Raw genomic sequence first — 14,622 nt, 5'->3', positions numbered from 1 at the left:
TCGTGCTCCTGGCCGTCGCGGTCGTGCTGGCCGCGGCGGTCGCGATCGCCATCGGCACGGTGCCGGTGCCGCTGGCCGACGTGGTCGCGGTGACCTGGGCGCACCTCACGCCGGGAGACACCGAGCGCAGCCTGCTCTACGACCAGATCGTGTGGGATTTCCGCGCTCCCCGAGTGCTCCTGGCGGGGGTCGCCGGCGCGGGCCTCAGCGTCGCCGGAGTGTGTCTGCAGGCGTTGGTGCGCAACCCGCTGGCCGATCCCTACCTGTTGGGCATCTCGGGGGGCGCCTCCGTCGGCGCCGCCCTGGCGCTGGGCTTCGCGCCCGCGGCGACCGCCGGGCTGGGTGTCTCCGGCGCGGCCTTCGCCGGGGCGGTGATCAGCGTCGCCCTGGTCGTGGGGCTGGCGCAGCGGGCCGGCCGGGTCGCGCCGGGGCGGCTGATCCTGGCCGGAGTGGCCGTCGCCTATCTGGGCAACGCCGTCACCAGCTACCTCCAGTTGCAGGCCAACCCGGGCGAACTGCGCGGCATCCTGTTCTGGGTGCTCGGCTCGGTCGCGGCGGCGTCCTGGCCGGACCTGCCCGCGCCGACCGCCGCCCTGGCGGTCTGCCTGCTCTGGCTGCTGGTCGACGGCCGCCGGTTGAACGCGCTGACGATGGGCGAGACGTCGGCCGCCGGGCTGGGCATCGACGTCAACCGGCTGCGCCTCGGGCTGCTCGCGGTGGCGTCGCTGCTGACCGCGACGATCGTCAGCGTCGCCGGCGGAATCGGCTTTGTCGGCCTGCTGGTGCCGCACGCGGTCCGGCTGCTGGTCGGCCCCGACCATCGCCGGGTGATCCCGGTGTCGCTGCTGGTGGGGGCGGTCTTCCTGATCCTTGTCGACCTGTTGTCGCGCACCCTGGACCGGCCGAACGAGATGCCGATCGGCATCTTCACCGCCGTGCTCGGCGCGCCCTTCTTCCTGTGGCTGCTGCGCAGCCGGTCCGGGGCGGTGCGATGAGGGTGTCGGCGACCGGTGTCTCGGTGGCCATCGACGGCACGACCATCCTCGACGACGTCTCGTTCACCGCCGCCGACGGCCGGGTGACCGGCCTGATCGGGCCGAACGGATCCGGCAAGAGCACGCTGCTGCGCTGCCTCTACCGCATCGTCCGGCCACAGCGGGGCGCCGTGCACATCGGCGGGCACGACGTCTGGCAGGTCCCCGCCCGCCGGGCCGGCCAGTTGCGGGCGGTGGTGGCCCAGGACCAGGAGCTCGACAACGAGTACCGCGTCCGCGACGTCGTCGCCATGGGTCGGATCCCGCACCAGCGAATGCTCGAACGGGAGAGCGCGGCCGACCGCGCCATCGTGGACGAGGCGCTGGCCCGCGCCCGCATCGGGTGGGCCGGGGACCGGCGCTTCGTCACGCTGTCCGGCGGCGAGCGCCAGCGTGTCCTGCTCGCCCGCGCGCTCGCCCAGAACGCCCCGGTCCTGCTGCTCGACGAGCCGACCAACCACCTCGACATCGGCGCGCAACTGGAGCTGCTCGAGTTGATCCGCGAACTCGGGCTCACCACCGTCGCCGCCCTGCACGACCTCGACCACGCGATGTCCTACTGCGACGCCGTCGTGCTGCTGCGCCACGGCCGGGTCATCGCGGCCGACGATCCCGTCACCGTGCTCACCCCGGAACGCCTGGCCGACGTCTTCGGCGTACGGGGAGCGATGACCACCCACCCACTCACCGGCCGACCGCACCTGGTGTTCGCGGCCCCACGTTCCGAACGGGAGAGTCCCACATGACCCCGCAGAGCCCGCACCACGAGCCCGTCCCCGACGGCAGGCTCACCGCCCCCCTCGAACCATCTGCGACCGGCGCCATAACCGTGGCTGTCGTCCTGTCGCCCCACGCGGAACTGGTCGACTTCGCCGGCCCGTGGGGAGTGTTCGAGTACGTCCGCCTCGACGACGGGCGCACCCCGTTCGCGCTGACCACGGTGGCGGCCACGACGGACCCGGTCCGGATCTCCGGGGGCATGGTCGTCGTGCCCGGCCACGACGTCGACACCGTTCCCGTGCCGGACATCGTGGTCGTCCCGGCCCTGGACACCGGCAAGCTCGCGCCCGAGGTGCTGGACTGGCTGCGGCGCGTCCATCAGGACACCGCGGTGACCATGTCGGTCTGCAACGGATCGTTCGTGCTCGGCCAGGCGGGCCTCCTCGACGGCCGGACCGCGACGGCCCACCACGGCGCTTACCACGCCCTTCAGGCCATGTTTCCCGCGCTCACCGTCGTTCCCGGGGTCCGCTACGTCGAGGACGGCCGGATCGCCACCGCCGGCGGGCTCACCTCGGGCACCGACCTCGCCCTGCGGATCGTCGAACGCTACTTCGGGCGCGCCGTCGCGCAGCGGACCGCCACCTACCTCGAATACCAGGGCACGGGCTGGATGTACCCCGGCAGCAACGCCGAGTTCGCCGAGCCCGCGCCGGTCACCGCGGAACAGCCGGCGTGTCCGGTCTGCCAGATGCCGGTAACCCCCGACACCCCGATCACCCTCGAACGGGACGGACGTACCTGGCGCTTCTGCGGCGACTGGTGCCAGGAGCAGTTCCGGGCGGCGCCACCACGGTTCGCCATCCCGGAGGTGTCTTGACATGCGGGTCACCATCGTTTCTTGTGCCGGTCTCACGGCGTTCGACGTCCTGCGGGCATCGGGACAGCACTGACCCTGGTCGGTCCGGTCGCGGGTGACGACGTCGCGCATACGGCGCGGCCGGCGGGCCCGCTCACCCCTGCTGCGGCGGTCCCGCGCGGCCTCATCGACCTGCTCATCCAGTTCGTCCCGCGGATCTCGTGATGCGCCTACCCACCTGGCTCGCCCAACACCTCGCCGCCATGCGCGCGCTGCTCGTCTTCACCGTCCTGCTCGGGCTGGCCTACCCACTGGCACTCGTCGCCGTCGGTCGGGTCCCCGGTCTCGCCGACAGGGCCGACGGCTCGCTCGTCGAGGCCGACGGACGGGTCGTCGGCAGCTCCCTGATCGGCCAGTCCTTCGCCGACGCCGACGGCAATCCCGTCCCGCGCTACTTCCAGCCCCGCCCCTCGGCGGCCGGCGACGGGTACGACCCCACCGCCACCGCCGCCAGCAACCTCGGCCCGGAAAGCGCGGTCGACACCATCACCGGCGACGAGGAGACGTCGGCGCAGAGCCTGTTCACCCAGGTCTGCCAGCGCAGCAAGGCCGTCGGCGAACTCGACGGCGTCGACGGGCGCCGCCCGTACTGCGTCACCGACGGGCGCGGACCCCGCCGCGGTGCGGCGCCGCTGACCCGCCTGCCCGGACCGGCTCACCGGCGGCCCCCGGATCAGAGAGGATCTACTGCGTGTCGCGCGGAGAACTTCGCATCTACCTGGGGGCCGCCCCCGGCGTGGGCAAGACCTACGCCATGCTGGAGGAGGCCCACCGGCGGGCCGGGCGCGGCACCGACGTGGTGATCGGCTTCGTCGAGACCCACGGCCGTGAACACACCGCCGCCATGATCGGCGACCTGGAGCAGGTGCCCCGCCGCACGCTGACCTACCGGGGCGTCGGGTTCACCGAGATGGACCTCGACGCCGTGCTCACCCGCCGACCCGAGGTGGTGGTGGTCGACGAGTTGGCGCACACGAACGTGCCCGGCTCCCGCAACGACAAGCGCTGGCGGGACGTGCAGGAGCTGCTCGACGCCGGGATCACCGTGCTGTCCACGGTCAACGTCCAGCACCTCGAATCGATCAACGACGTCGTCGCCCAGATCACCGGCACCACCCAGCGTGAGACGGTGCCCGACGAGATGGTCCGCGCCGCCGAGCAGGTCGAACTCGTCGACATGACCCCGGAGGCGCTGCGCCGGCGGATGGCGCACGGCAACATCTACCGGCCCGACAGGATCGACGCCGCGCTCGGCAACTACTTCCGGGTCGGCAACCTCACCGCCCTGCGCGAACTGGCCCTGCTCTGGCTGGCCGACAAGGTCGACGACCAGCTCGACGCCTACCGCGCCCAGCAGGACATCTCGGCGACCTGGGAGGCCCGGGAACGGGTGGTGGTAGCGCTCACCGGCGGCCCGGAAGGGGAGACACTGATCCGTCGGGCCGCCCGGATCGCCGCCCGCAGCAAGGGCGCCGACCTGCTCGCCGTGCACGTGGCCCGTAGCGACGGCCTGGCCGGCGCCGACCCGGCCCAGCTCGCCCGGCAGCGCGTGCTGGTGGAGAGCCTCGGCGGCACCTACCACCAGGTGCTCGGCACCGACGTACCGGCCGCGCTGCTCGACTTCGCCCGCGGCGTCAACGCCACCCAACTCGTCCTCGGCGCCAGCCGCCGGGGTCGCTTCGCCCAGGTGTTCGCCCGAGGGGTCGGGGTCACCACCACCGCGCTGTCCGGGCAGATCGACGTCCACCTGGTCACCCATGCCGAGGCCGGGCAGGGCCGCCGGGGCGGGGTGCCCGCCGCGCTGTCCCGGCGGCGCCGGCTGGTGGGCTTCGCCCTCGCCGTTCTCGGCATGCCGGCGTCGGCCGCCCTGCTGACGGCGCTGCCCGACCTCACGTTGACCAACGACATCCTGCTCTTCCTCGCCGGCGTGGTCGGGGTCGCGCTGGTCGGCGGCCTGTGGCCGGCGCTGGTCGCCGCGCTCGGGAGCTCCCTGCTGCTGAACTGGTTCTTCACCCCGCCCTTCCACACCCTCACGATCGCCGAGGCGGACAACCTGCTCGCCCTCGGCGTCTTCGTCAGCGTGGCCGTCGCGGTGAGCTGGGTCGTCGACGTGGCCGCCCGGCGTACCCGGGAGGCGGCACGGGCCTCCGCCGACGCGCAGACCCTCGCCACCGTCGCCGGCGGGGTGCTGCGCGGGGAACGGCCGCTGCCGGCGCTGCTGGACCGGCTCCGGGAGACGTTCGGCCTGCGCGCGGTCAGCGTGCTGGAGTTGGCCGCCGAGGCCGAAGGCCGCCCCGCCCGGGCCCGGGAGGAGAGCGCCTGGCAGGTCGTGGCCAGCGTCGGGGACGCGCCACCCGGCAGTCCCAGCGCGGGGGAGACCGCAGTACCCGTGGACGACCGGCTCACCGTCGTGCTGTCCGGTCGCCGACTGGAGGCCGCCGACCGGCGGGTGGTCGAGGCGTTCGCCGCGCAGGCCGCCGTGGCGTTGCGCCAGGAACGCCTCGCCGAGGAAGCCGCCACCGCCCGGCCCCTCGCCGAGGCCGACCGGATGCGCACCGCGCTGCTCGCCGCGGTCAGCCACGACCTGCGTACGCCACTGGCGTCGGCCAAGGCCGCGGTGAGCAGTCTGCGCAGCCACGACGTCGAGTTCGACGCCGACGACCGCGAGGAACTGCTCACCACCGCCGACGAATCCCTGGACCGGCTGGGCAGACTGGTGGCGAACCTGTTGGACATGAGCCGACTGCAGGCCGGCGCGCTCGGTGTAGCCCGGGCGGCGATCGGGCTGGAGGACGCCGTACCGCGGGCCCTGGACGAGCTGGGGTCGGCGGCGGCCGACGTCACCACCGAGATCCCCGCCGACCTGCCGGCCGTCAGCGCCGACCCGGGCCTGCTGGAACGGGTCCTGGTCAACATCGTCGCCAACGCCCTGCGACACAGCCCACCCGGGCAACCGCCGACCATCACCGCGAGCGCCCACGCCGGGCAGGTCGAGCTGCGGGTCGTCGACACCGGTCCCGGTATCCCCGAGGACCAGTGGGAGCACGTCTTCCTGCCGTTCCAGCGCCTCGGCGATCGCGACAACACCATCGGCGTCGGCCTCGGTCTGGCCCTGTCCCGCGGGCTGGCCGAGGCGATGGGCGGCAGCATCACTCCCGAGACCACCCCCGGCGGCGGGCTGACCATGGTGCTGCGACTGCCGGCCGCCGCCCCGACCAGGATGGAGCGGCCGCAGGAATGACCCGGATCCTGGTCGTCGACGACGAACCGCAGATCCTGCGGGCGCTGCGGATCAATCTGCGCGCCCGCGGCTACGACGTCGAGGTCGCCGCCACCGGCACGGCGGCCCTCAGGGCCGCCGCCGGTCATCCGCCGGACCTGGTGGTGCTCGACCTGGGCCTGCCCGACATCGACGGCGTCGACGTCATCCGGGGACTGCGCGGCTGGACGGCCGTGCCGATCATCGTGCTCTCCGGCCGGACCGGTAGCGCGGACAAGGTCGCCGCCCTCGACGCGGGCGCCGACGACTACGTCACCAAGCCCTTCGGCGTCGACGAACTCCTCGCGCGCATCCGCGCGGTGACGCGCCGACTGACCGCCACGGCCGACTCGGTGGGACCAACGGCCGCCACCCACCGGCTCGGCCGGCACACCGTCGACCTTGCCGACCACACCGTCACCAGTGACGACGGCGGCGAGGTCAAGCTCACCCCCACCCAGTGGCGGATGCTCGAGCTGCTGCTCCGCCACCCCGGCAAACTCGTCAGCCAACGCCAGCTCCTGCGCGACGTGTGGGGCCCGGAATACCAGCATGAGACCAACTACCTGCGCCAGTACATGGCTCAGCTACGGCGCAAACTCGAAGACGACCCCGCCCGCCCCCGGCACCTGATCACCGAGCCCGGCATGGGTTACCGCTACCAACCCTGACTCGGTTCCCCCCCTCGCGGCTGCAGGAGCGGAGATCCCCGCGTGAGCTTTCGACCCTGGTGTTGGGCTTCGGTTCGGGTCGACCGTGTCCACGAACGGGGTGGTCAGCCCGTCGAGCGATGGTGGTCGAGATTGTCGCGTAGCGTGTCGGCGAAGCCCTCGGCCGTGGCGAGTTGTTCGCGGAGGGCGGTGACGCGGGTGGTGGCGGCGGTGTGGAACATGTCGAGCCGGTCGAGCAGCCCGGCGCGGGCGGTGCCGGTGGCGGTGTCGAGGGCGTCGAGGACGGTCAGCAGGTCGCGCATCTCGTCGAGGGTGAACCCGAGGGGCTTCATGCGTTTGACGACGGCGAGGCGGTCGAGGTCGGGCTCGGTGTAGAGGCGGAAGCCGCCCTCGCTGCGGGCGGAGGGGACGATCAGGCCGGCGTCCTCGTAGTGGCGGATGGTGCGGATGCTGAGTCCGACGCGTTCGGCGGCTTCGCCGATCTGCATGAGGCGGCCGGTGGCCGGGCCGGAGGTGTGTTGCTCCGGCCCGGTGTCGCGGCTGGTGTTCGCGGCCATCAGTGGCCGACGCCGAGCTGACCGGCGAGGGTGTCGTGGATGCGGGCGCTGGGCTGGTTCAGCTCGATGATCTCGACGGTTTTGCCGCGGGCGGCGTACCTGGTGGTGATGGCGTCGAGGGCGGCGACGGAGGAGGCGTCCCAGACGTGGGCGTGGGTCATGTCGATGATCACGTTCTCGGGGTCGTTCGCGTAGTCGAACTGGCCGACGAGGTCGTTGCTGGAGGCGAAGAACAGCTCGCCGTGCACGGAGTAGATGCGGGTGCCGCCGTCGGGGTCGAGAACGCTGGTGACCTCGACGAGGTGGGCGACCCGCCGGGCGAAGATCACCATGGCGGTGAGGACGCCGACGATGACGCCGATGGCCAGGTTGTGGGTGGCGAGGGTGATCGCGACGGTGGCGAGCATGACGACGGTTTCGCCGTACGGCATGCGCCTGAGGGTGGCGGGGGCGACGGAGTGCCAGTCGAACGTCGACACCGCCACGATGATCATTACGGCGACCAGGGCGGCCATCGGGATGACGGCGACCACGTCGCCGAGCGCGACGACCAGGATCAGCAGGAACACGCCGGCCAGGAACGTGGAGAGCCGGGTACGGGCGCCGGAGGCCTTCACGTTGATCATCGTCTGGCCGATCATGGCGCAGCCGCCCATGCCGCCGAAGAACCCGGTGACGACGTTGGCGACGCCCTGGCCCCAGGACTCGCGGGTCTTGCTGGACGGGGTGTCGGTGATGTCGTCGACGAGCTTGGCGGTCATCAGCGATTCCATCAGCCCGACCAGCGCGATCCCCAGGGCGTAGGGGGCGATCAGGGTGAGGGTGTCCATGGTCCAGGGGATCTGCGGCAGGCCGAGGGTGGGCAGGCTGTTCGGCAGCTCGCCCTGGTCGCCGACGGTGGGCACCGCCACAGCGGCCACGACGGTGATCGCGGTGAGCACGATGATCGCGACCAGCGGCGCAGGCACGGCCCTCGTGAGTCGGGGTAGCCCGACCATGATGCCCAGGGCGACGGCGACGAGCGGGTAGACCAGCCACGGTACGCCGAGCAGGTGCGGAACCTGCGCCGCGAAGATGAGGATCGCGAGGGCGTTGACGAAGCCGACCATGACGCTGCGGGGGATGAACCGCATCAGCTTCGCCACCCCGAGCACCGCCAGCAGGACCTGGATGGCGCCGCCGAGGATCACCGCCGCGATCAGGTGGTCCAGGCCGTGCTCCTTCGCCAGCGGCGCCACCACGAGGGCGATGGCCCCGGTCGCGGCGGAGATCATCGCCGGCCGGCCACCGCAGATCGCGATGGTGACCGCCATGGTGAACGAGGCGAACAGGCCCACCCGCGGGTCGACGCCGGCAAGGATCGAGAAGGAGATCGCCTCCGGGATCAACGCCAGGGCGACGACCAGGCCGGCGAGTACCTCGGTGCGGAACACCTTCGGCGACAGCCAGGACGGACGGGACGGACGCGGCCGGGATGCCGCGGACAGCACAGAAGACATTCAGGCATCTCCACTCGGGGCACGCCCGGACCCGGGCGTGCGGCCTTCCTCGCATCGGGGCGGGCGGTCGAGAACGATCGGCGGGGACCATGAGTGGCCCGCCGCGCGTCGAGGTACCCGGTGAACCTACCCTTTCGTCAGGGGAGAATTGCCCCCCGGTGGTGATCATCACGCCACTCGGCGGTGAGGCGCGGCCGGGACAGTGCCATCCCGCCAGCTTCCGCCTCTGGGCGGGCGTCGGGGCGATCCCCCGCCGCGGAGCCGTACCGTGGCGATCACCAGTGCCAGCGTCCCGCGACGTGCGAAGGCGGCCCGAGCGTGGGACCGTTATGATCGGCCGGATCCGTGGAGCGCCGGGAAGTCTGGTCGGCACCCTTGTCGGTCGTGCCCCGGAGGTCTCCGTGCTGCTGCTCAGCTTCGCTGTCGTCCTGCTCGCCGCCGTGTTGGTGTCGGCGCTGGCCAACCGGACGATCCTGTCGACCGCGGCGCTGTTCCTGATCGCCGGCTTCGCTCTCGGCGAGGGCGTCACCGGGGTGCTGCGTCTGCAGGCGGACTCGCCGATCGTCGCGCAGCTGGCGGAGCTGGCGCTGTTCGCGGTGCTGTTCACCGACGGGATGCGGGTGGGCTGGGTGGACCTGCGCAGCGCATGGCGGCTGCCGGGCCGGGCGTTGGGTTGGGGTCTGCCGCTGACCCTGTTGGTCACCGCCGTGCTGGCGCACTACGTCGCCGGCCTGGACTGGCCCGAGGCGCTGCTGGTCGGGGCGATCCTGGCGCCGACGGACCCGGTGTTCGCGGCGGCGCTGGTCGGCAACGACAAGGTGCCGGCCCGGCTGCGGCACCTGCTCAACGTGGAATCGGGCGTCAACGACGGGCTGGCGTTGCCGTTCGTGGTGGTGCTGCTGGCCGTCGCGGCCGGCTCCGACGATCTGCACCTCGGGGAGTTGGCGACCGAGCTGGCGGTCGGGCTGGCGATCGGGGTGCTCGTGCCCCTGGCCGCGATCACGCTGGAGCGGACCCGGTTCTTCGCCGCGTCGGCGGCGTACGCGCCGTTGAACGGGGTGGCGATCGGGTTGCTGGTGCTGGCGTTGGGGAAGGCCACCCACGGCAACCTGTTCCTGGCCGCGTTCGCCGCCGGCATCACGGTGGCGACCTTCGGGCCGCGCCAGCGTGCCGCGTTCGAGCATTTCGGGGAGAACGTCGCGGAGCTGCTGAAGCTGGCCGCGCTGCTGGTGTTCGGGGCGCTGATCTCACCGGAGTTCCTCGGCGAGATTCCCTGGGCCGGGTGGGTGTTCGCGCTGCTGGCCATCGTGGTGGCCCGGCCGGTCGCCCTGTGGGTGTCGTTCCTGCGCTCCGGGCTGAGCCTGCGCGAGCAGGCTGCGGCGATGTGGTTCGGCCCGAAGGGCTTCGCCTCGGTGGTTTACGGGCTGCTCGTGCTGGAGGCCGGCATCGGCGCCGCGGACGAGGTGTTCCACCTTGTCGCCCTGACCATCGTCATCTCCATCCTGGCCCACTCCTCGACCGACGTGGTCGTGGCCCGGGCGTTCGACGACAGCGCCGAGGTCCCGCACTGGCACGGTGTGCTGCGCCGGATCCGCCGGAACCGCGACGCCCCCGCCGCGGCCGAGGTCGTGCGGGGCGCCCCGGAAGGCGTCGCGGGGCAGCCGACGGTGGCCGGCACGAGCGAGGCGGACGACGACCGGGCCGGCGGGCGGGGACGTGCGGGCACGGTCGGTGACGGCTCCCCCCGGTCGGCCGAGGACCGGAGGTCACCCCGGCACGTCGAACCCGATTGATTCGGGCGCGCCGGTCGGCGTGGGGAGAAGACAGACGTGGACGGCGCGTCCGTGCCGGTCGGCGTGGGAGAGGAGGTGGCCGTGGTCGACGCCTCCGACACGCCGGGGGCCGTCCGGGGGGGGGGGGGGGAACCACGGGTGACGGCGTGGTTGCCTGCTACCCGGCTTAGCTGGAAACAGCTGTCGCGAGGTGTCACAGGGGTGGGCGCGGATCGTCATGGACCTGTCGTATTGCCGGTCGAACAATCGGGGTAGCGCATGGAAGCGCCGACCGAGATGTGAGGAGACGAGCCATGACCCGTCCGTGGTTCTTTCCGGCAGGGCTGCCGTCGTCGGGGCGACACCGGTCGCGTCGGGCATCGGTGGCGCTGGCGGCGATCACCCTGTTTGTCGCCGGCTGCGCCAGCCGTCCCGATCCACCGCCCACGCCGGAGCCGACCTCGACCTTCCGCCTGGGCACGGTCGCCCGGGCGGAGGTGGGCACCCCGCTCACCGTGACCGCGGCGGTCGACCGGGTGATCACGAAGAGCGTCTTCGTGGTACGCGACGTGGATCTCACCGGCGGAACGCTGCTCGTGCTGTCGGCCGAGCCGATCACGGTGGAGCCGCCGCAGTTGGCGACCGTGCGCGGCACCGTGATCGACTTTTCCCGTCGGGAGCTGTCCGACCGCTACCAGCTCGGGTATTCGGAGGCGTACCGGGAATTCGAGGGTGGTCGGGCGCTGGCCGCCGAGGAGGTGACGGTCTGGGAGTAGGGGCGCGGGGGAGTCCCCCCCCGCTCGGGTGGAGCGGCTGGTCACCTGCTTGCCGAAGCGGTGCCCTCCTCCTCGGCAGGACGTCGGGTCACGAGGCGTCCGGCCTCAACGGACACTTCGGCGATCAGTCCGGCCGGAAACGACTTCGTCCTCAATGGCCCTGACCCGGTTGACGGCTGCGCGCCAGCAGGTAGCCGGCGTAGGCGGTCAGCGCCACGGCTGCCAACGCCGCGGACGGACCGATGAGCGCGCGGGCCCGCTCACCGGAGCCCATCACGGCGCCGGAGGAGCGGTCAGCCATCAACGACCAGCGGGACCGCCACGACAGGGCGGACCCGACCGAGAGCGCGGATCCGACGGACAGGACCGAGCCGGCGGAGCCGATGCTGCCGACGGAGGCGATCGAGCCGACGCTGCCGATGGACAACACCGAGCCTCGGGATCCGATGGACAACAACGAGTCGGTGGACCACAACGACAGCCGGGACGAGCCGGTAGAGGTCATGAGCTGATTATGCGGCACTGCTGTCGCTCTCGGGGGGTCTGCTGCTGAGCGACGAGGTTGGCGGTGAGCTCGTGGGGCGGCACCGGACGGCCGAAGTGCCAACCCTGTCCGTTGTCGCAACCGGTCGCCGTCAGACGGTGGGCCTGCTGGGCGGTCTCGATGCCCTCGGCGGTCACGACGAGGCCGAGCTTGTGCCCGAGCGACACGACGGTGCTGAGGAAGTCGTCGTCCCGGTCGGGTCGGCCGTTCCCCGGCCGCCTGGCCGGCTGCGCCGACGACCGGGTCAGGCTGGCGTCGAGTTTGAGACCGTGCAGGGGGAGGGAGCGGAGATTGGCCAGGTTCGCGTAGCCTATGCCGAAGTCGTCGATGACGATCCGGACGCCGAGTTTCATCAGCGCCGCCAGGGTCTCCGTCACCACACCGGTCAGATCGATCACGGCCTGCTCGGTGACTTCCAGTTGGAGCAGGTGCGGCGGCAGACCCGTCCGGTCGAGGATCTGCGCCACCGTGCCGGCCAGGCCCCTCTGGTGGAGTTGGCGCACCGACACGTTCACGCTCACGTACAGGCCGGGTTGGATCCGCTGCCAACGACTGGTCTGCCGGCACGCCTGCTCCAGCAGTTGGCTGCCGAGCGCCACCACGAGGCCGGTGCGTTCGGCGAGCTCGATGAACCGGGCGGCGCTCAGCAGGCCGAGCTGAGGATGCCGCCAGCGGGCCAGGGCCTCCACCCCGGCCAGCCGCCCGGACCGGAGGGACGCGATGGGCTGGTAGGCGGCGGTGAACTCGCCCCGCCGCAGCGCCGCCGGCATGGCCGCCGACAGCCGGTAACGCGCCGCGTCGGCGTCGCTGCGATCCTGGTCGAACCGCCGTAGGGTGGCTTTCCCGTCCGCCTTGGCCCAGTGCAGCGCGATCTCGCTGGCACGCATCAGGGTCGCGGCGGCGCCGTCGGCGACGGCGCCCTCGGCCACCCCCGCGCTGGCGGTCAGGGGCACCTCGGTGCCGTTGACCGAGAACGGGGCGGCGAGCGTGGCGAGCGCCTGATCGGCGATCTTGATGGTGTCCTCGGCGCAGGTGGTGTCGCGGACCAGGATCGCGAACCGGTCGCTGTCCAGCCGCGCCACCAGGTCGATCCGCGGGTCGGTGAGCGCGCCGAGCCGGCCGGCGATGTCGCGGAGCAGCAGGTCACCCACCTGAGGCCCGAGGACGTCGTTGACCGCGGCGAAGTCGTCGACGTCGAGGCAGCAGACGCCGACCCGGTCGGTCGGCGCGCCGGCGGCGGACAGCCGCACCAACTGCTCGGTGAGCAGTGTCAGGTTGGGTAGCCCGGTCAACTGGTCGTGGGTGGCGAGGTGGCGGAACCTGGCCTCGCTGACCCGTAACGCCTCCTCGGCCTGGGCACGGGCGGCCAGCGCGGCCAGCCGGACGGTGTCCTGGGCTCTCAGGCTGCGGTCGTGCGCGGCCGACGCGAAGCCGGCCGCGAGTTCAGCCAGCAGGCCGTTCAGCCGAGCGGTACGGGCGGGGCCGGCGGCGAGGCCCAGATCGCCGAGGAACCGCGAACCGATGACCGCGATCGTCCCACCGAGCGCTTCCGGCGACCCGAAGCCGGCCGCCACCAGATCGGCGCCGATCCGGCGGCCGTTGCCGGACTCGGCCGGTTCGGCGAGGACCGCGGTCACCAGGAGGTCCGTCAGCCCGGTCACGACGCGACGTCGCTGCTCGGCGCTGATCGGCACGTAGTGGGCCCGGTGCAGGGCGGTGGCCCACGCCGTGACGAACTCCTCGACGCCGGGGCGGCGCCGGTCGTCGACTCCGTCGGCGTCGGACCGACCGCTCACCTGCAGCGTCCGACTCCGACGTAGAAACTCATCCGTTCCGGGTGCTCCCCGACGTCGGCCGGTGAATCGGGGCGCCACAGCGGGGACCACACCACGCCGGGTTCCACCAGGTCCAGGCCGGCGAAGAAGTCCTCCACCTGAGCACGGGTACGGGCGGTGACGGGCGTGTTCGTCCGGCCACTGAGCCGGGCGCCCTCGCCCATCTCGTCCGGCCGACTGTCGGTGGTGACGTGGCTGATCGCCACGCAACTGCCCGGAGCCAGCGCCGTCCACAGTCGCCGGATGAGCCCGTACGGGTCGTCGTGGTCGGGTACCGCGTGTACGACCGAGACGAGCAGCAGGCCGACCGGCCGGTCGGGATCCAGCAGCCGGCGGGTCTCCGGGTGAGCCAGGATGGCCTCCGGATGGCGCAGGTCCTCGAGTAGCGCGACCGCGTTCGGCTGGTCGGCGAGAATGTGCGTGCTGTGCGCCACCGCCACCGGATCGATGTCCACATAGACCACCCGGCTGTCCGGATCGACCTGCTGGGCGATCTCGTGCACGTTGCCCACCGTCGGGATGCCGGAGCCGATGTCCAGGAACTGCCGAATCCCCTGATCGAGCATGAACCGCACCGCGCGATGCAGGAACTCGCGGTTCGCCCGCGCGACCAGGCGAAGATCCGGCACCGCCGCCATCGCCTGGCGGGCGAACTCCCGGTCGACCTCGAAGTTGTGCGAGCCGCCGAGCCAGTAGTCGTAGGCCCGTGCGACGCTCGGCCGACTGAGATCAACACCTGGTGGCGCCCACTTCGGCCGTTCCATTTGCGCCCTTCCCTACCACCACAGTGACGTGACCGGGCCACTATAGTCGGCGAACCTCCCGCCGCCGTACCGCATCGGGGTCACGACGCCGGCCCGCAGGTCGACGGCTCGGCGGCGATGCCGTGCCTGCCGGCCCGGGTCGCGGACGGCGCGGTGCCGGGCCGACGTCGGCGGTCGCCCACGGTGACGCGGGGGACCGGTCGGCCCGGGACGCCGCTGCGCCGTCGGACGGGTGGCCGTCGACGGCCGGTGGGACCAACGACGCGATGGCC

General features: G+C 72.3%; 11 protein-coding genes and 2 pseudogenes. 8 read left to right on the top strand and 5 right to left on the bottom strand.

What is annotated here, in order from left to right; all coding sequences use genetic code 11:
- The first annotated feature begins 2 nt into the window (after positions 1 to 2).
- From O7606_RS07790 to O7606_RS07765, 6 genes and pseudogenes are all read left to right on the top strand, one after another.
- The gene (locus O7606_RS07790) at positions 3 to 995 is read left to right on the top strand and encodes an iron ABC transporter permease (RefSeq protein WP_281599539.1); all 993 of its coding nucleotides are present in this window, start codon (positions 3 to 5) and stop codon (positions 993 to 995) included.
- Complete coding sequence (locus O7606_RS07785) at positions 992 to 1,780, top strand: ABC transporter ATP-binding protein (RefSeq protein ID WP_281598394.1); 789 nt, start codon at positions 992 to 994, stop codon at positions 1,778 to 1,780. Before O7606_RS07790 ends, O7606_RS07785 begins: the two co-directional genes overlap by 4 nt.
- 83 nt (positions 1,781 to 1,863) lie before the next feature.
- Positions 1,864 to 2,634, top strand: a complete 771-nt coding sequence (locus O7606_RS07780) for a DJ-1/PfpI family protein (RefSeq protein WP_281598393.1) — start codon at positions 1,864 to 1,866, stop codon at positions 2,632 to 2,634.
- Between the two features lie 203 nt (positions 2,635 to 2,837).
- Positions 2,838 to 3,284, top strand: a pseudogene (locus tag O7606_RS07775) (potassium-transporting ATPase subunit C); the annotation flags it as partial.
- An 80-nt stretch (positions 3,285 to 3,364) separates the two neighbouring features.
- Positions 3,365 to 5,914 (top strand): DUF4118 domain-containing protein, encoded by a 2,550-nt coding sequence (locus O7606_RS07770; RefSeq protein ID WP_281598392.1) that lies wholly within the window; start codon positions 3,365 to 3,367, stop codon positions 5,912 to 5,914.
- Complete coding sequence (locus O7606_RS07765; protein ID WP_281598391.1) at positions 5,911 to 6,603, top strand: response regulator; 693 nt, start codon at positions 5,911 to 5,913, stop codon at positions 6,601 to 6,603. The genes O7606_RS07770 and O7606_RS07765 overlap by 4 nt, the downstream gene beginning before the upstream one ends.
- Positions 6,604 to 6,707: 104 nt before the next feature.
- On the opposite strand, the gene O7606_RS07760 is transcribed toward O7606_RS07765, so the two are convergent.
- Positions 6,708 to 7,091 carry a MerR family transcriptional regulator gene (locus O7606_RS07760; RefSeq protein WP_281599538.1) on the bottom strand — a complete coding sequence of 128 codons (384 nt, stop codon included), beginning with the start codon at positions 7,089 to 7,091 and terminating at the stop codon, positions 6,708 to 6,710.
- 68 nt (positions 7,092 to 7,159) lie between these two features.
- Positions 7,160 to 8,659 (bottom strand): SulP family inorganic anion transporter, encoded by a 1,500-nt coding sequence (locus O7606_RS07755; RefSeq protein ID WP_281598390.1) that lies wholly within the window; start codon positions 8,657 to 8,659, stop codon positions 7,160 to 7,162.
- A 329-nt stretch (positions 8,660 to 8,988) separates the two neighbouring features.
- On the opposite strand from O7606_RS07755, the pseudogene O7606_RS07750 reads away from it, so the two are divergent.
- Positions 8,989 to 10,197: pseudogene (locus tag O7606_RS07750) on the top strand (cation:proton antiporter); the annotation flags it as partial.
- Between the two features lie 548 nt (positions 10,198 to 10,745).
- Positions 10,746 to 11,207, top strand: a complete 462-nt coding sequence (locus O7606_RS07745) for a hypothetical protein (RefSeq protein WP_281598388.1) — start codon at positions 10,746 to 10,748, stop codon at positions 11,205 to 11,207.
- 151 nt (positions 11,208 to 11,358) lie between these two features.
- Here the strand turns inward: O7606_RS07745 and O7606_RS07740 are convergent, their stop codons facing one another.
- From O7606_RS07740 to O7606_RS07730, 3 genes are read right to left on the bottom strand one after another with little or no spacing between them, the layout of a single operon-like run.
- Positions 11,359 to 11,712 carry a hypothetical protein gene (locus O7606_RS07740; protein ID WP_281598387.1) on the bottom strand — a complete coding sequence of 118 codons (354 nt, stop codon included), beginning with the start codon at positions 11,710 to 11,712 and terminating at the stop codon, positions 11,359 to 11,361.
- Entirely contained in the window at positions 11,709 to 13,547 is a 1,839-nt protein-coding gene (locus O7606_RS07735; RefSeq protein WP_281598386.1) for a bifunctional diguanylate cyclase/phosphodiesterase, read from the bottom strand. The genes O7606_RS07740 and O7606_RS07735 overlap by 4 nt, the downstream gene beginning before the upstream one ends.
- Positions 13,544 to 14,350: an SAM-dependent methyltransferase gene (locus tag O7606_RS07730; RefSeq protein ID WP_281598385.1), complete on the bottom strand. Its 807-nt coding sequence runs from the start codon at positions 14,348 to 14,350 to the stop codon at positions 13,544 to 13,546. Before O7606_RS07730 ends, O7606_RS07735 begins: the two co-directional genes overlap by 4 nt.
- Positions 14,351 to 14,622 lie beyond the last annotated feature (272 nt).

The organism is Micromonospora sp. WMMD882 (assembly GCF_027497255.1).
In the GTDB taxonomy this organism is placed as follows: domain Bacteria; phylum Actinomycetota; class Actinomycetes; order Mycobacteriales; family Micromonosporaceae; genus Micromonospora.
Note: the sequence above shows the minus strand (reverse complement) of the source record. Positions and strands in the feature narration are given on the sequence as shown.